This is a genomic window from Mangrovimonas cancribranchiae (genome assembly GCF_037126245.1).
GTDB lineage: Bacteria > Bacteroidota > Bacteroidia > Flavobacteriales > Flavobacteriaceae > Mangrovimonas > Mangrovimonas cancribranchiae.
In genome coordinates this window covers 1,793,301-1,815,521 of the sequence record NZ_CP136925.1, presented here as the reverse complement: position 1 = coordinate 1,815,521, position 22,221 = coordinate 1,793,301, and the positions used below count along the sequence as shown (strand labels likewise).

Below are 22,221 nucleotides of genomic sequence, written 5' to 3'. Positions count from 1 at the left end.
ATAGTGTGTTTAATGATGAACAATCAGTAAGGGTAAACTCAAGCTCTTACTGATTTTTGTTGTTGAAGACTCGGCTATTAAACGCTTTAAAAAACTTTCCTTTTCAACAATAAGCCCAATAATATCTATTTTTTTTAGCTGTTGGTAGGTTGAAACGGCATCTGCAAGGGCCACATTTTTAATGGAGTGATAATCGTACGATTTCACCTTGGTGTTTAATTGCTGCTTATCGGTTTCTATTAAATGGTTATCTTGTTCCATTCTTAAAACGTGAAAATGCGTTTTGTTAATATCTAAGAATTTTAAAAGCCTATCAAACTCTTTGGTGTCAAGCATATCGTGTTCGTCTAAAGGTAATAAAACATCTTTAAAGTCATTAAAGCTAAAATCTTCAGGAATAATAAGTGTAGGACAGGCTATGTTTCTTATAATTTGAAGTGTATTAGTGCCAAAAACGACTTCAAAAAGGCTGGTAGCACCATCGTATCCAGCAATAATTAAATCAATAAGTTGACTGTCTATTGTTTGTTTAATAGCGCTTAACAGATTATCGTAATCAATTATTGTTGAAAATTGATGTTGATTATAAGTGTTTTGTAATTGGGTTTTATAAGCTTCTAATTGTTGTTTTTCATCTTTTAAAATAGCATCGTATACATTTTTTTTAGAGCTACTCATTAAGTCGTCCATTGTAAAACTGTTAGATTTATGAACATACATTAAGTGAAAATGGCATTTTTCAGTATTAAAAAAAGCCAAGGCATATTCCATGGCATTGGTAGCACTTTTAGAAAAATCGGTAAGTAGTAGAATGTGTTTCATATTATGATGGCCTATTATAACAAAGATATTACTTTAACCCAGAAACAAATTTGTTTCTGATAGATTATTAGAGTAATTTTTAATGGCAATTTACATTGCCTGAAACCATTTCAATGGCTGGAGCAGGAGAGAGGTAAGGAATGCCAAGCCCTAAGCCTCTTAAAATAAATAGAATTCCTATAATAACAACAAAAACGGGAATGGCCTTTTGTATGCGTTGTTTTATTTTGGTGTTTAAAAACTTACCCAAGTATATGGCTGATGTCATTAACGGAATTGTGCCCATACCAAAAAGAGTCATATATAAAACGCCTTCTGTAACCGTACTACTTACTAAGCTTCCAAAAACAGCCATATAAACTAAGCCACAAGGTAAAAACCCATTAAGAAAACCAATAGTGAAAAAGGTGTCGGCCGTTTTTCTTTTTAAAGCCATACCTAGTTTACTCTTTACTTTAGCTATAAGTTTGTGTAATGGTTTTGAAGCGTTGTACTTACTTATAGTTTTATAGGGAAGCACTGCAATAATAATCATTAAAACACCTATTATTATGGATAGTTGTTGTTGTAATCCAAAAATGTAAAGGTTTCTGCCAATAAGTCCAAAAAATAAACCAATAGTGCTATAAGCCAAAAGCCTTCCTATGTGGTAAGTTGTAATTTGACTAACTTTTTTTATGGAATTGCTTCTATCTACAGGAAGCATAAAAGCAATTGGTCCGCACATACCAACACAATGAAAACTGCCTAATAGACCTAATATGAATGCAGACCAAAGCATGTTTAGTATATAATTTCTTTTTTGTAGCGGTAAGGTATTTTATTATATTGCCAATCTATAATAATGTTCCAACGACCATCCAACAAACGGTTGTCAGGTATGAGCAAATTGTGGTTTGACAAAGAAATAGGTGTTTCGAAGTCAAATTGTTTGTTAGATGGTCTATATAGGAACACTTTTCCTGTTATGTTTGAAATATTAAGGTCTTTAGGGAAAGTTATGGTAATTCCTTCTTCAGATTTTTCCCAAGTAATATCTTCTTTTAACTTTTTTGAGTTTTGTTCGCTATCAATGTTATTTTGCAACTGAAGTTCTTGCTTGTAATAATCTTCGGTTACTAAATCATGATTGTATTTTTCGTTTGTACTCATGGTTATAACAAAGTACATGATAAAACTTATAAAGCCTATAAAAGCCAATACAATTCCTGTTCCCCAATTAAATTTCATAGCATTTTGTTTTTAATGGTAACTTCTTGGTCCTAAAAAGTTAACGGTTGTGGTTTCAATAACTTTGTCGTGGCTATACACATCAATAGTTAGTTTGTTTTTATCACCTTTTAAATCGGTTTTCTTTATTTCTATAAATAAGGTACCTTCAGCTATACCTTGCTCTGGTACTATAAAGTCATCTGTTGTAGAAACAAGTTTAATCTCCCCATCAAAATTTCTAAGTTTAAAGCTAACATTATCTATTTCTTTAGTTGTTTTATTAACTAATTTATAGGTGAATACATTGCTTATCATGTTGTTGTCTTTACGTTCGTAAAGTTGTCCAGGTAATCTTAAAACTCTAGCTTCAACATCATTTCTTAATAATAACATACCAGTTAATATGCCTATTAAAATAGTAAGAACAGCAATATAACCTTTCATTCTAGCGGTAAGCTTGAATTTTTCTTTCTTTTCTATTTCGTTTTCGCTAGCATATCTAATTAATCCTTTTGGTAAATTAATGCTTTCCATAATGTGGTCGCACTCATCTATACAGGCTGTACAGTTTACACATTCTAGTTGTGTACCATTACGAATATCTATTCCCGTAGGGCATACATGAACACATTGTAAGCAATCAATACAATCGCCGTGTCCTAGTGCTTCGCGGTCTTCATTTTTACGGAACTTTTTTCGTCCATTTTTGCCTTCACCACGTTTATGATCGTAGGCTACAATGACCGATTTATTATCTAAAAGCACCCCTTGTAACCTTCCATAAGGACATGCGATAATACAAACCTGTTCTCTAAACCAAGCAAATATAAAGTAGAAAACACCTGTAAAAATTAGCAACGGAAAAAGCGTACTTAAATGATTTGCTGGACCATCGGTTATATATTGGATTAATTTATCGCTACCAATCAAGTAGGCTAAAAATATATTAGCAATTAGAAACGAAATAACCAAAAAGATAAACCATTTTAAAAGGCGTTTTCTTATTTTTTCGGCATCCCATTTTTGGCGTGCTAATTTACGTTGTTTGTTTCTATCGCCATCTATCCAGTATTCTATACGTCTAAAAACCATTTCCATAAAAATGGTTTGTGGACAAATCCAACCACAGAAAATACGACCAAAACCAACAGTAAATAACGTAATAAAAACAACTCCTATAATCATTGAAATGACAAACAGATGAAAATCTTGAGGCCAAAACGGAAATCCAAAAATATTGAAACGGCGTTCTAGCACGTTAAACATTAAAAACTGATTACCATTAATTTTAATGAAAGGTGCTGCAAATAGGAACGCTAATAAAAAATAACTTACTATTTTTCGGCGTTCGTAATACTTGCCGCTTGGTTTTTTAGGAAATATCCAAGCACGTTTACCTTCATCGGTAATGGTTCCAATAGAGTCTCTAAAGCTTTCGTTATTTTCGGTCTGTTTGCTCATTTTAAATTAGGCTAATTTGCAGTTGTTGAGTCTGTTTCAACGGTAGCTTCTATGTCGTTTTCAGAGCTAGATGCTGCTTCTTTAGAAGTAGTAGTGTTTTCTGTCACCCAAAGATCTCCTTCGGCTTCTTTTGGTTCGGCAGGTGTAGTGCCTTGAAATGTTAACACATAACTAGCCACTTGTGCAATCTCAGAGGGTTTTAAGTTCTGTTTCCAGGCAATCATACCTTTACCGTCACGACCACCTTCGGAAACTGTTTTAAACACATTTTTTATTCCGCCACCTAAAATCCAATATTCGTCGGTTAGGTTTGGACCAATACCGCCGCCGCCATCTGCTTTATGGCAAGCCACACAGTTTGTGGTAAAAATGGCTTCACCTGCTTTAAGGTCGGAGGCATCAGTAAGGACTTCTACTGTGGTAAAGTCTACAAGGTCTTTAGCTGTTTTTTTGTATTCTTCAATGGCTATTTTAGCTTCGGCATATTCTTGTTCTAATTCGTCGTATTGGCTATCTCCATTAAACACGTGGTATTTTAATAAATACACGGCTGCAAATATTATAGACGCATAGAAACTATACAACCACCATGGTGGAAGCGAATTATCTAGCTCTTTAATACCATCGTAATTATGGTCTAGAATAATTTCGTGTTCTTTTTCTATAGGTTTGGATCCTAATAATTTTTTATAGATGTTTTGAATCCATTTAATAAACCTAGGTGTTTTGTTCTTTTGTGCTACATACCTTGCTTTAGCTTCGTCATCTAAACTTTGGTAAAGTACATTATCCATAGCACCTACAATGCCTTCAATAGCAATTAAAATAAGTAGTACTAGGAGTAAAAATAAACCTACCATAGGATGTTCTATAAAGGCGGGTTTATCGCCAGAATCTATTACGTATTCGGCTAATGCTGCAATGGCAAAAAACACCAATGGAACTCTTAGCCAAGATGGAAAATATTGTCTCATAGTATTAGTCGTTTTTATTATCTAATGGTAAGTTGCTTACTGTATTTATATAATCTTTTTTTGCTGTCGCTACCCACCAAAAAAGGACTACAAAAAAGAGAAAGAATATAAGTAAGGAGATTAAAGGATATATTTCTATACCTGTAATACTCTCTAAATGATTTTTTACAAATTTGAGCATGACTTATTGGTTTTGTGTTGTTAATTGATCTTCTAATTCTTGTACTTTAATATCTGTTCCAAGACGTTGCAAATAAGCTATTAATGCTGTGATTTCTCGATTTCGCATTTCAATAAAGTCATCGCCAGCGGCTTTTTTATCAGCTTCATAGGTTTCGGCAAAATCTGGATCTGCATATAAGTTTTTCTCAATTTGGGTACCTTGTTCTAACATGCTTTGTTGTGCATTAGCAATGTCTTCTTCGGTATAAGGAACACCTAATTTCACCATGGTTTCCATTTTAGCTTCTGTCATGGATTTATCTAATTCATTTCGAACTAACCATTGGTAAGCAGGCATAATAGAACCAGATGAAGTACTTTGTGGATCGTACATGTGGTTTAGGTGCCAATTGTCAGAGTATTTGCCACCAACACGATGTAAGTCTGGTCCCGTACGTTTACTTCCCCAAAGGAATGGATGATCGTAAACAAATTCTCCAGCTTTAGAGTAATCACCATAGCGTTCTACTTCACTTCTAAAAGGACGTACCATTTGTGAGTGACAACTTACACAGCCTTCGCGAATGTATATATCACGCCCTTCTAATTCAAGTGGGGTATATGGTTTTACACTGGCTATAGTTGGTACATTAGACTTTACCATAATAGTTGGAATAATTTGAATAACGCCACCTATAAGAATAGTAATAGTTGCTAATATGGTTAATTGTACTGGTTTACGCTCTAACCATGTGTGGAAGCCTTCGCCAGCGATACGTCTTTTAGACACACGTTGTAATGCAGGAGCTTCGGCAAGTTCATCGTTTACAGTACTTCCTTTTCTAATAGTAACAATAATGTTGTAAGCTAAAATGAACATACCAACAATGTACAGTGAACCTCCAATAGCTCTCATCCAATACATAGGAATAATTTCAGATACAGTTTCTAAGAAATTTCCATATACTAAGGTTCCATCTGGATTAAATTGTTTCCACATACTAGCTTGTGTAAATCCAGCAACATACATTGGTAGAGCATACATAATAATACCCAATGTGCCAATCCAAAAGTGAAGGTTAGCTAGTTTGGTTGAGAATAATTTTGTTTTAAATAATCTTGGTACTAACCAATATATCATACCAAATGCAAGGAAACCGTTCCAAGCTAATGCACCAACGTGAACGTGAGCGATAATCCAATCGGTGAAGTGACCAATAGCATTGACATTTTTAAGAGATAACATTGGCCCTTCAAAAGTAGCCATACCATACCCGGTAATAGCAACTACCATAAATTTAAGAACTGGATCAGTTCGCACTTTATCCCAAGCTCCACGTAGTGTTAATAAACCATTAATCATACCACCCCAAGATGGCATTAATAACATAACAGAGAACGCCACACCTAAGTTTTGCGCCCATTCAGGCAATGCTGTATAAAGCAAGTGGTGAGGTCCAGCCCAGATATAAATAAATATTAACGACCAAAAATGTACAATGGATAGTCTATAAGAATAAATAGGTCTATCTGCTGCCTTAGGAACAAAATAGTACATTAATCCTAAGAAAGGTGTCGTTAAGAAGAAAGCCACCGCATTATGACCATACCACCATTGTACTAAGGCATCTTGTACTCCGGCATAAACCGAGTAGCTTTTCATAGCGCTTACAGGTAGTTCTAAACTATTAAAAATATGAAGTACCGCAACGGTAACAAAAGTGGCTAAGTAAAACCAAATAGCTACGTACATATGGCGTTGACGACGTTTTAAAATGGTACCAATTAAGTTCCACCCAAAAGCTACCCAAACAACTGCAATAGCAATATCGAAAGGCCATTCTAGTTCGGCATATTCTTTACTTGTAGTAAAGCCTAATGGTAGCGAAATAGCTGCGCCAACAATAATTAATTGCCATCCCCAAAAGTTAATATTACTTAAGGCATCGCTAAACATTCTAGCTTTTAACAAGCGTTGAGAGGAGTAATATACTCCGGCAAAAATAGCATTACCTACAAAGGCAAAAATTACGGCATTTGTGTGTAAGGGTCTTAAACGCCCAAAGCTTAACCACGAAATACCATCGGTAAGGTTAGGGAACAAGAACATAAAGGCTAAGAGTAAGCCGACAGCCATTCCTACAACACCCCAAATAATTGTGGCATATAAGAACTTTTTAACAATCTTGTTGTCGTAATAAAATTGTTGTACTTCCATAATAGTTAATTAGACTTTTGTTTTTTAATGGTTTTGTTAGGTTTAGTTTTAACCAATTCGTCTTCAAATAGCATGCGCACAGAAGGTGTATAATCATCATCGTATTGTCCAGATTTAACTGCTTTTATAAAAGCAATAAAGAATAACACAGCAATAATTATGCTTATTGTAAGTAATACGTAAATAACACTCATACCTATTTGAAGTTATAGTTCAAAAATACTTTCAGCATCCTTTTTAAAAGATGATATTTGTCATGTTTAAGTTTTTTTTTCATTTTAATCGCCGTCCTAATACATTGGTAGCTATAGTTGTAAATATTACAATGCTTATAGAGCTTAAAGGCATAAGTATAGCGGCTATTACCGGCATAAGTTGTCCAGTAATGGCAAAATAAAGCCCGATAACATTATAAATAAATGAGAATATAAAACTCCATTTTATGATTTTAATAGCTGCTTTTGAGGCTTTTATATAATTATGTAATTGGTCGAATTTAGAAGCATCTAAAATAGCATCGCAAGCAGGAGAAAAGACATTAATGTTTTCTGAAATAGCGATACCAACATCACTCTGTGCTAAGGCTCCTGCATCGTTTAAACCATCGCCAACCATAAGAACATTAGCGCCGTTGTTTTGGTGGTGTTTAATGTATTCTAATTTATCGTTAGGTTTTTGATTAAAAATAAGCTTGGTTTTAGACGGTAATAACTTTTTTAAGTTTTCTAATTCACTATCGTTATCACCAGACAATATGGCTAAATCAAAGTCTTTTTTTAAGGTCTTAAATAGTTTAGATAACCCTTTTCTGTAGGAGTTATAAAAGGTAAACTTTCCTTTATAGGCGTTATTGGTACTAATATGAACAGCTGTATGTAAATCGGTCTCTTGTTGTGGTTTTCCAACATAATGGGCAGATCCAATTTTAATGGAGTTGCTATTAGAGGTTCCGTAAATACCTTGTCCTAAATGTTCTTCAAAATGATTTAAAGAAACGATATTATTTTTTTGAAGAATATCGTATAACGAGCGACTTAATGGATGATTTGAATGCCTTAAAGTGCTCGTTAATAAAGCTTCTTCTTCAGTAGATAGTGTTTCGCCAACATATGCTGTTTTACTTTCTTTATTAGAGGTTATCGTTCCTGTTTTGTCAAAAATAATAGTGTCAATTTTAGCTAATTGCTCAATAACCGAAGCATTTTTTAAGTAAAACTTTAACTTACCAAAAATACGCAATAGGTTGCCTAGGGTAAAAGGAGCCGAAAGCGCAATAGCACATGGACACGCTATAATTAATACGGCAGTAAATACATTTATTGCTTTAGAAGCATCTACAATCAACCAATATACCGTTGCAAGTGTAGCAATACTTAAAACGGCTACTGTAAATCGTTTACTAATAGCATTGGTTAACGATGTAAAACCATCTTCTTTATTTTTATTAAAAATATCGTTACTCCATAGCTGAGTAAGATAACTTTGCTCGACAGCATTTAAAGCTTCCATTTCTATACTACCAGCAGTTTGTTTACCACCGGCAAAAAGTTTGTCACCTGAGTGTTTTTTAACAGCCTCAGATTCGCCTGTTACAAAGCTATAATCAATATTAGCATTACCATTTATAAGAATGCCATCAACAGGGATAAGTTCTTCATTTCTTATTAATAATCGGTCGCCTTTTTTTATATCGTAAACTTGAATAGGAATTTCTTTGTCGTGATAAATTTTAGTGACTGCAATTGGAAAATACGATTTGTAATCACGTTCAAAAGACAAGAAGTTATAGGTGCGTTGTTGGAAAAATTTTCCCAAAAGTAGAAAAAAGACTAAGCCTGTTAGGCTATCAAAAAAACCTGTACCAAGATCAAAAATAATTTCAACAGTACTTCTTATAAACAAGACTAAAATTCCCAAAGCGATAGGGATGTCTATATTTAATAATTTAGATTTTAAGCCTTTGTAAGCCGAAATAAAATAATCTTGAGCAGCATAAAAAACCACGGGTAAAGAGAAGGTGAACATGAGCCATCTAAACACATTTTTATATTGGTCTAACCAAAACTCTTCCACCTCGAAATATTCTGGAAAAGATAAAAACATAACATTCCCAAAGGCAAAACCAGCCACACCTAATTTATAAATTAAACTGCGGTTTACTTTATTTTTTCCGGTATTAAAATCTTCTAGCGAGATGTAAGGTTCGTAACCAATTTTACTTAGTAATAATACGAGTTCTTTAAGTGAAATTTCCTTGGATTTGTAAGTAACGCGTAACGTTTTCTTTCCAAAGTTAACCTGAGAGGTTGTTATATTAGGGTTGAGTTTATTGAGGTTTTCTAAAATCCAAATGCAGGAACTACAATGTATGTGTGGTATTGTAAGTGTAACAATTTGATTGTTTCCATCGTTAAACTCGGTAAGCTTTTCAATAATACTTTCATCAGAAAGAAAATCATACTTACCTTGAATTTCTTTTGGTGTAGCACCAGGTGATTGTTGTAAATCGTAGTAACAGGTTAAATCATTTTCAGAGAAAATTTCATAAACTGTTTTACAGCCATTACAACAAAAATTTTTGTTGTCAAAAATAATGTGGTCTGTTGTACAAGAATCGCCACAATGAAAACAAGTAGTTTGCTTCATAATTATTTGCTCATAAATACCTAATGGCAAATTTTGTCATATAAGTTAATAAAAAATATGATAATTGTCAGCTATTAATTATTTTTACACAGCAGGTAATTTGTATAGGTATGAGTAAATGTGAACAATGTATTATTAGGCAATTTAATTCTTTAAAAGCCCTTCATAAAGAGGATCTTGTAAGGTTGTCGGGGTGTAAAACCACAAAAATTATTAAGAAAGGCGAAGTGATTTTTGATGAAGGTGAAAATGTAAACGGTGTATATTGTATTAAAGATGGGGTTTGTAAGTTATCTAAATTAAGCACCAATGGAAAAGACCAAATTGTAAAGTTAGTTACTAAAGGCGATTTACTTGGGCAACGCTCTTTAATTTCTGATGATACAACAAATTTAAGTGCCATTGCTGTAAACGATATGGAGGTTTGTTTTATACCAAAAAGTGAAATTGTTCATGACTTAAAAAACAATGTAAACTTTTCTATGGACATGCTTAAAGAAATGGCCGATGATTTAAAATCGGCTGATAATGTGATTGTAGATATGGCACAAAAATCGGTTAAACAGCGTTTGGCTGAAACCCTATTATATTTACAGGATAATTTTGGTGAAGATGATGAAGGATTGCTTAATATCGTTTTATCTAGAGAAGATTATGCCAACATTGTTGGAACAGCAACAGAGTCTGCCATTAGAATTTTATCGCAATTCAAAAAAGACGGATTAATTTCTACCAAAGGGAAATATGTTAAAATAGAAAATGTAAACGCTTTAAAGCGTATGGAATAATAGAAGTCTTCTATTTAAATTTCTTTCTTTTTAACATAAAAATCCTCATCAACAATAATAGCATCACCTTTTATTGTTGTTGTTTTCCAGTTGGCATTAGGATATAGCCAATGTTTTTTATTATCAATAGTAACTTCTATAGGCATATCAAAACCATCTACAATGTTTGTCCAACGATATTTTAGGGTATTATTTTTAATACTGTACTCTAGCGTTGGAATCTTTGTGGTTCTTAAGTATTGATTAAAAAATTCGGTTAAATCAATGTCTGTTTTGTTGCTTAAGTAATCTTCAATTTGCTGCGTGCTAATCGTTTGATGATAAAAATCTTTATTTAAACCTCGTAAAATAGCTCGCCATGTATCATCATCTTCAACAAGTTGACGTAAGGTGTGTATCATATTAGCACCTTTGCAATACATGTCTCCAGAACCTTCTTTGTTGACATTGTATGGGCCAATTATAGGGATATCGTTCTGAATAATTTGTCTTAGACCGATAAGATACTCAGAAGCAGCTTTTTTACCATAATAGTATTCTAAAAAGAGGCTTTCAGAGTAATTTGTAAAACCTTCATGTATCCACATATCGGCAATATCTATGTTTGTAATATTGTTGGCAAACCACTCATGACCAGCTTCATGTATAATAATAAAGTCAAATTTTAGTCCCCAACCAGTTCCCGATAAATCACGGCCTAAATAACCGTTAAGGTATTTATTGCCATAAGTTACTGAACTTTGGTGTTCCATGCCTAAATAAGGGACTTCAACAAGTTTAAAACTATCCTCGTAAAACGGATATGGGCCAAACCAATGCTCGAAAGCTTCCATCATTTTAGGGGCTTGTTTAAATTGTTGCTTTGCTTTGTCTAGATTATAACTTAGCACCCAATAATCCATATCGAGTTTTCCTTTTTCACCTTTATAAACTTCAGAAAAGTTGGTGTAGTCGCCAATATTTATGTTAACACCATAATTGTTTATAGGATTTTTTACCGTCCAATTAAATGTAGTGGCATTCTTATCTTCAATTTTACTTTTTAATCTTCCATTTGAAACATTGGTTAATCCTTTTGGTACAGTAACACTAATATCCATACTATCAACTTCATCGTACATGTGGTCTTTACAAGGCCACCAAACACTAGCACCTAACCCTTGATTTGATGTAGCTATAAAGTGATTACCGTTCTTATCTTTTTTCCATGAAAATCCACCGTCCCATGGGGCATTAATAGCTTCTCTAGGTGTTCCGTTATAGGTGACTTCAATAGTATTTATATCGCCTACTTTTTGGTTTTTAGTTAAAGTAATAAAGTGGGCGTTGCCTTCATGTTTAATAGGTAATTCTTTACCGTTTTGTGTGGCTTTAGTAAGCTGCATAGGTTCTTGTAAATCTATTTGCATGACCTGATGAGGTGCTAACACTTTATAGGTAATGGTATTTTTTCCTGAAATTGTTTTTTCTTCTGGAAATACGTCTACATCTAAATGATAATAAGTTAAATCCCACCATTCTCGTTCTGGTGTTATGGAGCCGCGAAGCGTGTCTTGTTTTGTGAACGATTTTTTTTCACCTAATAATTGTGCTTGACTAAAAGAACTAAAAAGTATTACTGAAAGAAAAAGAATGTATTTCATAAAAATTAAAGGTATTTAGACATTAACAAATTTACTTAATAAGTCTCTAACAGCTTCTGTGTTTTTAACATAATACTTGGCTTGTGTTTTTTTAAAGCCTACTTTAACAGTATAAGCCGATTTAGGAAGCTCTTCAAACATATACTCATCTGTCCAATCGTCTCCAATAGCAAAAGTAAAATCGTAATCAGATTTTGTCATCCATCTAGAGGCAGCACGTCCTTTATTTACACTGCTACTTTTTATTTCTATAACCTTATTGCCTTTTAATACTGTTAAATCGTTATTGGAAATTAGACTAGTAAGTACCGTATTAAGTTCCATAGTACGAATTTGTGCTAGTTCGGGATCGGCTTTACGATAATGCCAAGCTAGCGAGTATTTTTTCTTTTCAATGAATGTGCCTGGTGTTCTATCTACAAATGTCTCTAAAATAGGACGAATATTATCCATCCACCCGGTTTTAAGGCGTTCGAGCATATCCCAATCAGATGTTTTCGATTTTAACCAAACACCATGGTCTGTAATAAGATTGTAGTTTTTATGCCCGTACCAGGTTTCAAAAGTTTCACGGTCTCTTCCGCTTATAATAACAATGTCAGTATTTTCAAGCGCATTTAAATTATCTAATAAGTTAAAAAGTTCTTGATCTGGTTTGGCATCTTTTGGGTTGTTTTTAAATCCAGACAACGTACCATCATAATCTAATAAAAGAAGTTTACGTTTCGATTTTTTAAAATCTGATAGCATTTTTGTTTCGTGAATTCCTGCCATTTTTTCGGCAACTATTACGGCATCAAGTTGTTTGGTGTTGTTAAGCGATTTTAAAAACTCCTCGGCCCATTTTTCAACGCTATATCGTTTTAAGCGTTTTTGAAGTATTTCTATTCTACTTTTTTGTTCGGCAAGAGGCATTTCTAAAGCATATTTTACCGTGTCTGCTATTTCAGCAAAGTTATTGGGGTTTATTAAAAGGGCTTCGTTCATTTCTTTTGAAGCGCCTGCCATTTCACTTAAAATAAGTACACCGTCTTGGTTTGTTCTTGTGGCAACATATTCTTTGGCAACCAAATTCATACCGTCTCTAATAGGCGTAATTAAGGCAATATCTGATGAGGTGTATAAATCGATAAGGTTTTCAAACGGCATAGAGCGATAAAAGTACCAAATAGGTGTCCAGCTTACAGTAGCAAATTGCCCGTTAATTCGCCCGACAAGCTCATCGGTTTCTCGTTTAAGTTTTTGGTATTGTGGAACATCGGAACGTGATGGAACTGCTAACATAATTAAACGAACCTTTTCTTTAAATTGTGGGTATTTATTTAAAAAATACTCAAAAGCCCGAATACGGTTAGGAATGCCTTTGGTGTAATCCATTCTATCTATAGATAAAATCATTTTTGCTTCGGAGCCTGATTGAATATGGTCGTCTAACCTGCGTTGTAATTCGGATTTTTCATCATCTTCCTGATTAGTGTGCTTTAGTGCTGCATTTTCAAATTTTTTGTAGTCTATTCCCATAGGGAAGGAGTCTACTTTTACAATTCTGTCTAAGTAAGACACCTCGTTAAACTTAACATCTAGCCTTAAAATACGTTTTACCGAGCTTAAAAAATGACGCTCGTAATCGTAAGTGTGAAAACCAATTAAATCGGATCCCAGCATGCCGTGTAATAATTCTTCACGCCAAGGAAAGGTTCTAAAAATCTCATAAGACGGATAGGGGATATGTAAAAAGAATCCAATGGTAGTATTAGGCTTTTTATCTTTTATAAGTTTTGGTAATAATAATAGTTGGTAATCGTGTACCCAAACAGTGTCGCCATCGTTTATATGCTCTAAAACAACATCGGCAAATTTTTGGTTTACCTTTTTATAGGTTTCCCATTGTTCGCTTTCAAAAACAGTATATTCAGAAAAATAATGAAATAAAGGCCAAAGTGTTTTATTACTAAAACCAAGATAATAGTTGTCTATGTCGCTTTGAGTAAGCGGAACCGTAGCGCACTTTTCTTTTGCAACGGCCTTATTTACTTGTTCTGATAGGTTTTCGTTTAATTCTTCTTCGGTAAGTCCAGACCACCCAATCCAAATGCCATTTCCTTCTGCGTGTACAGATTTCATGCCTGTAGCCAAACCACCAACACTAGGTTTTATATTAAGGTTATCGTCTTCTAATTTTACTTGTAAAGGAAGTCTGTTTGAAACAATTATGGTTTTATTCATATACTATATTTTGTATTACCGTTTGGAATTTTGTTAATTTAATGAAAATTAATTTCCTAACCCTAAAACTTAAGAAATTTGACAGATAATTTACATTACGGTATTGTTGGTAATTGCAGAAGTTGTGCATTAGTTTCTAAAACAGGTACGATAGAATGGGCGTGTTTACCAGAGTTTGACTCTTCATCGGTTTTTGCAAAAATTTTAGATGAAGAAAAAGGCGGTAGTTTTGGTTTTATAGTAGATGATAGTTATAAAATCTCTCAGTTTTATATAGAAAACACCACGATACTTGTTACTAGGTTTAGTCATGGTGAAGATGTGTTTGAAGTACACGATTTTATGCCACGCTATTATAAAGCAAATGGAAGCTATCAAGCACCACCAGAATTAATTAGGTATATAAAATATATATCAGGAAAACCAAAGTTTAAAATAAATTATAACCCAAAGCTAGAATATGCAAAAGGGGTAACAAATACATATATTAAAGACAATTTTATTGTTAGTTTAACTTATGGCGATAAGTTTGATACAATTTTCCTCTATACTAATTTTGATAAACAAGGTGTTGTAAATGGCGATGAAATAGAGTTAACATCAGACGGCTATTTTTTGTTAGGTTATAACGAAAAAGTGTTCGAAACAACCGTAGAAAATATCTTTTTAGAACACGAACGCACCAAAGTCTATTGGTTAAATTGGGTAGATAGAACGCCAAAATATAACCTGTATAATACCGAAATTATACGAAGTGCTTTAACATTAAAGTTACTTACTTACGATAAATCGGGAGCTGTATTAGCTGCAGCAACAACATCTTTGCCAGAAACTATTGGCGAAGTACGTAATTGGGATTATCGTTTTTGTTGGATTAGAGATGCTTCTATGGTTATAAAAGTGGTGTCGCAACTAGGTCATAAAAATATAGCTAAAAGATACCTTAACTTTATTATAGATCTTATTCCACACAAGGATGAAAAACTCCAAATTATGTATGGAATTAATAAAGAAAAGAAACTAACAGAGCACACACTCGATCATTTAAAAGGTTATAAAAATTCTAGCCCGGTACGCGTTGGAAATGCTGCTTATAAACAAAAGCAAAACGATATCTATGGCATTTTAATGGATGTCATCCATCAGCAATTCAAGACCTTTACACTAGATGTAGAAAATACAGAAGAACTTTGGACTATTACCAAAGGTATTGTTTGGGTTGTAAATAAACACTGGAAAGAAGCCGATAAAGGTATTTGGGAATTTCGAGCAGAAGATAGACACTTTACTTTCTCCAAAGTGTTGTGCTGGGTAGCAGTAGACAAAGCTATTAAAGTGGCCGACCTTTTAGGGAAAACCAGAAAAAGTACCAAATGGAAAATCCTTGAAAGTGAAATACGTGAAGATATCATGGAGCATGCTTGGAACGATGAGGTTAAAGCATTTACCCAATCGTATGGCTCTAAAGATTTAGATGCATCGGTGTTACTCATGGAACCCTATGGATTTATAGATGGACGTGATCCAAAATATATAAGTACAGTTAATGCTATAGAACGCGAACTTTGTAACGACGGATTATTATATCGTTATAAAAATCAAGATGATTTTGGGTTGCCTTCGTCATCATTTACCATTTGTACGTTTTGGTTTATAAATAGCTTGTATAAAATTGGTGAAGTACAAAAGGCGAAAAAAATGTTCGATAAACTTCTCTCATATAGTAACCACTTAGGATTGTTTAGTGAGGATATCGATTTTAAAACCAAACGTCTTTTAGGTAATTTCCCCCAAGCATATTCTCATTTAGCTTTAATAGAAACAGCTATAAACCTTTCTGAGGTTACTAAAGAAGAACGCGTTAAACATAGTATTCGATAAAAAAACATCCACTTTTAACAATTAAAAAGTGGATGTTTAACGATTAAACTAACTAAACTTAAAATTACTTAAAAGCAGTATTTATTTTCTGCTTTAACTTTCTCCGCAATAGTGTTACGTAAGTCTACTACATTAGGGAAATTTGTATATTTTGTAAAACGCTTTAAGCCCATAAGCATCATTTTTTGCTCATCGCCTTCAGAGAAGGAAATAATGCCTTCCATACCGTTCTTTTTTACCGTTTCTACAGCATTAAACAAATATAATTTTGCCATGGCAATTTGTTCTTTTTGCTTGTCTTTGCCAAAACGTTTAGCATTCTTTTCGGTTCTTAAAATAGCCGATTCAGCCATGTAAATTTCTATCAAGATATTCGAAGCCGCCATCATTAACTGTTGATGCTGTTCTAAGTCTTGACCGTATTTTTGAACAGCCGCACCAGCAACCATCAAGAATACTTTTTTAAGTTTGGCAATCATGTCTTTTTCTTCTGTAAACAACTCAGAATAATCTGGAATATCAAACGATGGAATACCCATTAATTCGTCTTTAACCGCCATGGCTGGACCTAATAAATCAACGTGACCTTTCATAGCTTTTTTAACGAGCATACCTACCGAAAGCATACGGTTAATTTCGTTAGTACCTTCATAAATTCTTGCAATACGCGCATCACGCCAAGCAGCTTCCATTGGGGTGTCTTCCGAGAAGCCCATACCGCCAAAAATTTGAATTCCTTCATCGGCACAATTTTGAACGTCTTCAGAAACAGCAACTTTTAAAATAGAACATTCAATAGCATATTCTTCAACACCTTTTAGTTCGGCTTCTTGATGGCTATTACCTTCTGCTAAACGAATAGCTATACGATCTTCAATATTTTTTGCAGCACGATAACTTGCCGATTCGCCAACATAAGCATTGGTCGCCATTTCGGCTAATTTCGATTTTATCGCACCAAATTCGGCAATCGGGGTTTTAAATTGTTTACGCTCATTAGCATATTGAACGCCTGTAGTGGTAATACGACGTTGCGAATCTAAACAAGCTGCAGCTAATTTAATGCGTCCTACATTTAAAGCATTCATAGCAATTTTAAAACCATTACCGCGTTCCGATAACATATTTTCAACAGGTACTTTGGTATCGTTAAAGAATACTTGTCGGGTAGAAGAGGCGCGTATTCCTAATTTATGTTCTTCTTCACCTAAAGTAATACCGTTTTCAGGATTGTTTTCAACAATAAAACCAGTGATATATTTATCATCTTCAATACGTGCAAAAACGATGAACATGTTACAGAACCCTGCATTGGAAATCCACATTTTTTGTCCGTTGATGAGGTAGTGTTTACCATCATCAGATAATTTTGCTGTTGTTTTTCCTGAATTCGCATCGCTACCAGCACCAGGTTCGGTTAAACAATAAGCACCAAACCATTCGCCAGAAGCTAGTTTAGGTACGTATTTTTGTTTTTGTTCTTCGGTACCATAAAGTGTAATTGGCATGGTGCCAATTCCTGTGTGTGCACCAAAAGCCGTACTAAACGATCCCGTTCCACTAGAGATATAATCGCATACTAACATGGTTGAAACAAAGCCCATTCCCATGCCGCCATATTCTTCAGGAACAGCGACACTTAAAAAGCCCATTTCTCCGGCTTCTCTCATGCATTCTTCGGTGAAAGCATAGTCTTTATTTTCAAAACGCTCTCTGTTGGCAATTATTTTTCGGTCGTTAAATTCAATAACCGAGTCGCGCATCATTTGTTGTTCTTCTGAAAAATCTTCAGGAGTGAATACGTCTTCGCAGTTGGTTTCTTTTACTAAGAACTGTCCGCCGCGCAAAATATCTTTTTTTTCTGTTTCCATTATAAATAATAGGTTTTTAGTAGTTAGTATTGAGTATTGAGATGTTTTGGATGTCTCATTACTCAAATCTCATATCTCAATTCTAATTTAAAAATTCAAAAATTCCACAAGCACCTTGTCCAGTACCCACACACATGGTTACGGCACCATATTTACCCGTCATATTGCGTTTGCGCATCTCATCAAACAGTTGTACAGATAGTTTGGTTCCCGTACAGCCTAATGGATGTCCCAATGCAATAGCGCCACCGTTTACGTTTATAATATCTGGATTTAAGTCTAGTTCACGAATAACGGCTAACGATTGCGAAGCAAAAGCTTCGTTTAACTCGATAAGTTCTATATCGTTTTGTTTTAAATTGGCTTGCGCCAAGGCTTTTGGTATGGCTTTTACTGGTCCAATTCCCATAATGCGAGGTGGTACACCAGCTGCGGCATAACTTACTAAACGGGAAATAGGTTCTAGGCCTAATTCTTTTACCATATCTTCGCTCATCACCATTACAAAAGCAGCACCATCACTCATTTGCGATGAGTTACCAGCAGTAACACTTCCGCCTTGTGCAAATACAGGACGTAGTTTAGCTAAGGCTTCTTTATTAGTTCCTTTTCGTGGGCCTTCATCTTTATTTACGGTATAGGTTTTTGTAGCTTTTTTGCCATTACTATCTATATAAGTTTGTTCAACCTCTATAGGAACAATTTGATCTTGAAAGCGATTTTCGGCTTGTGCTTTTAAGGCTTTCATATGTGAATTGTAAGCAAACTCGTCTTGATCTTCTCGGGAGACCTTGAATTGGTTGGCAACTGCCTCAGCGGTATTGCCCATTCCCCAATAGTAGTCTTCGTGACCTGCTTTTACGGTATCGTAGTTCAATTCTGGTTTAAAACCTGTCATGGGTACGGCGCTCATACTTTCTGCACCACCAGCGATAATACAGTCGGCCATACCTGCTTGTATTTTTGCTGACGCCATAGCTATGGTTTCAATTCCTGAGGAACAAAATCGATTAACAGTTACTCCAGGAACATCTACTATATCTAGTCCCATCAGAGAAATTAAGCGCCCCATATTAAGTCCTTGTGCACCTTCTGGCATGGCGTTACCAACAATTACGTCGTCTATGCGTTTTGGGTCAAGGTTTGGCAATTCTTTCATCATATGTTTGATGGTTTCGGCTGCCAATTCATCAGTTCTTTTAAAACGGAACAGTCCTTTTGGAGCTTTTCCAACAGCTGTTCTGTATGCTTTTACTATATATGCGTTTTTCATCTTTTTCTTTTAAGATTTAGAGAGTCAAGAATCAAGAGTCAAGATGTCTTGGTTCTTGTATCTTGGTTCTATTTTCTAATTTCTAAGTGGTTTTCCTGTTTTCAACATATGCTGAATGCGCTCTAATGTTTTACGTTCGGTACAAAGACTTAAAAAGGCTTCGCGTTCTAGGTCTAATAAATATTGTTCGCTAACATTTGTTGGTTCACTTAAATCGCCACCAGCCATAACATAGGCTAGTTTATTAGCAATTTTTTGGTCGTGTTCACTAATGTAATGGCTAGCTTCCATAGAATCTGTTCCTACTAAGAACATGCCTAAAGCCTGTTTACCTAAAACCTTAACATCTTTACGTTTTATAGGTTTCGTATAGCCTTGTTCTGCCATTAATTTAGCATACGCTTTTGCTGTGGCTATTTGTCTGTCTTTATTAACAACTACGGAGTCTTTTCCTTTTTGAAGAAGTCCTAAATCGAAGGCTTCGTAAGCCGATGTTGATACTTTTGCCATACCAATGGTCATAAAGTATTCTTGTAATACATTAAGTTTGACATCGCCTTTATGAAATTGATCTGATGCTCTTAATGCCATCTCTTTGGAACCGCCTCCACCAGGAATAACACCAACACCAAACTCTACAAGTCCGATGTAAGTTTCTGCAGCAGCAACCACTTTATCGGCGTGAAGCGATAATTCACAACCGCCGCCAAGCGCCATACCGTGTGGTGCAGCTACTGTTGGAATAGAGGAGTAGCGCATACGCATCATGGTGTCTTGAAACATTTTTATGGCCATATTGAGTTCGTCGTATTCTTGTTCAACGGCCATCATGAAAATCATGCCAATATTAGCACCTACCGAAAAGTTTGCGGCTTGGTTACCAATAACCAATCCTTGGAAATCTTTTTCGGCTAAATCCACGGCTTTGTTTAATCCAGATAACACATCGCCACCAATGGTGTTCATTTTACTTTGGAATTCGCAGTTTAAAATACCATCGCCTAAATCTTCGATAACAACACCTGAGTTTTTAAAGACTTCATTGGATTTTCTGATGTTATCTAAAATAATGAAAGCATCTTGTCCTGGTATTTTAGTTTGTGTTTTTGATGGAATATCGTAAAAATACGTTGCGCCTTCTTTTACGGTATAGAACGATTTGCTACCCGAAGCCAACATTTCGTTTACCCAAGCTGCTGGTTCGTAGCCTTCTGCTTTCATAATGTCTAAACCTTTTTCAACACCAATGGCATCCCAAATTTGGAATGGGCCGTGTTCCCAACCAAAACCAGCTTTCATAGCATCATCTATTTTATATAGCTCGTCTGTTATTTCCGGGATTCTGTTAGATACATAGGCAAACATTGCCGAGAAATTTTTACGGTAAAAATCGCCTGCTTTGTCTTTTCCTCCTACTAGAATAGGGAAGCGGTCTATAACCTTATCGACAGTCTTTGTTAGCTCTAGAGTAGCAAACGAGGCTTTTTTCTTTTTTCTATATTCTAGAGTGTCAAGGTCAAGCGATAGGATTTCACTTTTACCGTTGTCACCTTTTATTTTTTTATAAAACCCTTGTCCCGTTTTGCTTCCTAACCATTTATTTTCCATCATGGTATTGATGAAATCTGGTAATTTGAATAAGTTGTGCGCTTCGTCATCTGGACAATTATCGTAAATACCATTGGCAACGTGTACTAGCGTATCTAATCCAACGACATCGACCGTTCTAAAGGTTGCCGATTTTGGGCGACCAATAACGGGACCTGTTAATTTATCAACCTCTTCAATGGTTAACCCTAAATCTTTTACTTGATGAAATAAGGATTGAATGCCAAAAATACCAATACGGTTACCTATAAAAGCTGGTGTGTCTTTAGCAACAACCGAGGTTTTTCCAAGGTATTGTTCACCATAGCCATTAAGGAAATCTAGAACATCTTGGGATGTTTTAGGTCCAGGAATAATTTCGAATAATTTTAAGTAACGTGCCGGGTTAAAAAAGTGCGTACCGCAGAAATGTTTTTGGAAATCGTCGCTTCTGCCTTCGCTCATGAACTTAATAGGAATACCAGATGTATTTGATGTAATTAAAGTTCCTTCTTTACGGTGCTTATCAAGGTTTTCGAAGACTTGCTTCTTAATGTCCAAGCGTTCTACAACAACTTCAATAATCCAATCTACATCGGCTACTTTTGCGATATCATCTTCTAAATTTCCTGTTGTAATCCTATTCGCAAATTTTTTATGATATATAGGGGAAGGTTTCGATTTTAATGCTGATTGTAATGCGGTATTTACCAATCGGTTTCTAACAGTTTTATCTTCTAGAGTTAACCCTTTTGCTTTTTCGGCATCGGTAAGTTCACGCGGAACAATGTCCAGTAGTAAAACTTCCACACCAATATTGGCAAAATGGCAAGCAATACCGCTTCCCATTATTCCAGATCCGATAACAGCTACTTTATTAATAATTCGTTTGCTCATTATATATATTGTTATTTGTCTTGGTTATATATTTTTTTGTTTGAAATCATATCATTTATCAGTTCAGCAACGTCATAGAAATGATTTAATTTTTCTTCTGAAATATTATCACGAATCGCTTCGTTAAACATTAACACCTTTTCACGCGAATAAGCACGTTTTTCACGACCAAACTCGGTAAGATGAATTAAAACCCCACGACCATCTTCAGGGTTGGGTTTGCGTTCTATTAAACCACGGGTTTCCATAGTTTTCAAAATTCTGGATAACGATGTAGCTTCCATCCCCATTTTAGGACCTAACGATGTTGATGGTGTGCCTTTTTCAGGATCTATATTAAGTAAGGTAAATCCTGTTGCCATGGTACTATCAAACTTATTGGCTTCTTCGTTATACATTTTATTTACTGCTAACCATGTGGTACGCAGGACATAGTCGATGGTTTTATCTTTCATTTGAAAAAATTAATCTCATCAAATATAATAAAATTTATTATGCACGCATAATAAATGGTGATAATTTAACAAAAAAAAACACCTTAATTTAAGGTGTTTGTAATT

The 22,221-nt window shown here is 34.8% G+C and carries 17 protein-coding genes; 2 read left to right on the top strand and 15 right to left on the bottom strand.

Going from position 1 to position 22,221, the window contains the following annotated elements:
• Window positions 1-9 precede the first annotated feature (9 nt).
• The 9 genes from R3L15_RS08110 to R3L15_RS08070 all read right to left on the bottom strand — a co-directional run bounded on the left by R3L15_RS08110 (window position 10) and on the right by R3L15_RS08070 (window position 9,495).
• Window positions 10-822 (bottom strand): universal stress protein, encoded by an 813-nt coding sequence (locus R3L15_RS08110; RefSeq protein ID WP_338731033.1) that lies wholly within the window; start codon window positions 820-822, stop codon window positions 10-12.
• Between the two features lie 79 nt (window positions 823-901).
• Window positions 902-1,603 (bottom strand): sulfite exporter TauE/SafE family protein, encoded by a 702-nt coding sequence (locus R3L15_RS08105; RefSeq protein ID WP_338731032.1) that lies wholly within the window; start codon window positions 1,601-1,603, stop codon window positions 902-904.
• Between the two features lie 2 nt (window positions 1,604-1,605).
• Complete coding sequence (locus R3L15_RS08100) at window positions 1,606-2,052, bottom strand: FixH family protein (RefSeq protein ID WP_338731031.1); 447 nt, start codon at window positions 2,050-2,052, stop codon at window positions 1,606-1,608.
• A 12-nt stretch (window positions 2,053-2,064) separates the two neighbouring features.
• Window positions 2,065-3,495, bottom strand: coding sequence for a cytochrome c oxidase accessory protein CcoG (ccoG, locus tag R3L15_RS08095; protein WP_338731030.1), 1,431 nt, complete (start codon window positions 3,493-3,495; stop codon window positions 2,065-2,067).
• 11 nt (window positions 3,496-3,506) lie between these two features.
• Window positions 3,507-4,469: a cbb3-type cytochrome c oxidase N-terminal domain-containing protein gene (locus tag R3L15_RS08090; protein ID WP_338731029.1), complete on the bottom strand. Its 963-nt coding sequence runs from the start codon at window positions 4,467-4,469 to the stop codon at window positions 3,507-3,509.
• 4 nt (window positions 4,470-4,473) lie between these two features.
• Window positions 4,474-4,650, bottom strand: coding sequence for a CcoQ/FixQ family Cbb3-type cytochrome c oxidase assembly chaperone (locus tag R3L15_RS08085; protein ID WP_338731028.1), 177 nt, complete (start codon window positions 4,648-4,650; stop codon window positions 4,474-4,476).
• Window positions 4,651-4,653: 3 nt separating this feature from the next.
• On the bottom strand, window positions 4,654-6,849 hold the full coding sequence (gene ccoN, locus R3L15_RS08080; RefSeq protein ID WP_338731027.1) for a cytochrome-c oxidase, cbb3-type subunit I: 2,196 nt from the start codon (window positions 6,847-6,849) through the stop codon (window positions 4,654-4,656).
• Window positions 6,850-6,854: 5 nt separating this feature from the next.
• On the bottom strand, window positions 6,855-7,043 hold the full coding sequence (gene ccoS / locus R3L15_RS08075) for a cbb3-type cytochrome oxidase assembly protein CcoS (protein WP_338731026.1): 189 nt from the start codon (window positions 7,041-7,043) through the stop codon (window positions 6,855-6,857).
• 79 nt (window positions 7,044-7,122) lie between these two features.
• Window positions 7,123-9,495 (bottom strand): heavy metal translocating P-type ATPase metal-binding domain-containing protein, encoded by a 2,373-nt coding sequence (locus tag R3L15_RS08070; RefSeq protein WP_338731025.1) that lies wholly within the window; start codon window positions 9,493-9,495, stop codon window positions 7,123-7,125.
• A 110-nt stretch (window positions 9,496-9,605) separates the two neighbouring features.
• Between R3L15_RS08070 and R3L15_RS08065 the strand changes: the two genes are divergently transcribed.
• On the top strand, window positions 9,606-10,283 hold the full coding sequence (locus R3L15_RS08065; RefSeq protein WP_338731024.1) for a Crp/Fnr family transcriptional regulator: 678 nt from the start codon (window positions 9,606-9,608) through the stop codon (window positions 10,281-10,283).
• Between the two features lie 14 nt (window positions 10,284-10,297).
• Here the strand turns inward: R3L15_RS08065 and R3L15_RS08060 are convergent, their stop codons facing one another.
• Complete coding sequence (locus R3L15_RS08060) at window positions 10,298-11,926, bottom strand: M1 family metallopeptidase (RefSeq protein ID WP_338731023.1); 1,629 nt, start codon at window positions 11,924-11,926, stop codon at window positions 10,298-10,300.
• Between the two features lie 15 nt (window positions 11,927-11,941).
• Window positions 11,942-14,152, bottom strand: a complete 2,211-nt coding sequence (locus R3L15_RS08055; protein WP_338731022.1) for a bifunctional alpha,alpha-trehalose-phosphate synthase (UDP-forming)/trehalose-phosphatase — start codon at window positions 14,150-14,152, stop codon at window positions 11,942-11,944.
• 78 nt (window positions 14,153-14,230) lie between these two features.
• Here R3L15_RS08055 and R3L15_RS08050 point away from each other — a divergent pair, with 78 nt between their 5' ends.
• Window positions 14,231-16,033, top strand: a complete 1,803-nt coding sequence (locus R3L15_RS08050) for a glycoside hydrolase family 15 protein (RefSeq protein ID WP_338731020.1) — start codon at window positions 14,231-14,233, stop codon at window positions 16,031-16,033.
• Between the two features lie 68 nt (window positions 16,034-16,101).
• Here the strand turns inward: R3L15_RS08050 and R3L15_RS08045 are convergent, their stop codons facing one another.
• From R3L15_RS08045 to R3L15_RS08030, 4 genes are all read right to left on the bottom strand, one after another.
• Window positions 16,102-17,904: an acyl-CoA dehydrogenase family protein gene (locus tag R3L15_RS08045; RefSeq protein ID WP_338731019.1), complete on the bottom strand. Its 1,803-nt coding sequence runs from the start codon at window positions 17,902-17,904 to the stop codon at window positions 16,102-16,104.
• Between the two features lie 82 nt (window positions 17,905-17,986).
• Entirely contained in the window at window positions 17,987-19,177 is a 1,191-nt protein-coding gene (locus tag R3L15_RS08040; RefSeq protein WP_338731018.1) for an acetyl-CoA C-acyltransferase, read from the bottom strand.
• A gap of 75 nt (window positions 19,178-19,252) precedes the next feature.
• Complete coding sequence (locus tag R3L15_RS08035; RefSeq protein ID WP_338731017.1) at window positions 19,253-21,661, bottom strand: 3-hydroxyacyl-CoA dehydrogenase NAD-binding domain-containing protein; 2,409 nt, start codon at window positions 21,659-21,661, stop codon at window positions 19,253-19,255.
• An 11-nt stretch (window positions 21,662-21,672) separates the two neighbouring features.
• A complete protein-coding gene (locus tag R3L15_RS08030; protein ID WP_338731016.1) occupies window positions 21,673-22,116 on the bottom strand; it encodes a MarR family transcriptional regulator in 444 nt (147 codons plus the stop codon).
• Between the last annotated feature and the right edge of the window lie 105 nt (window positions 22,117-22,221).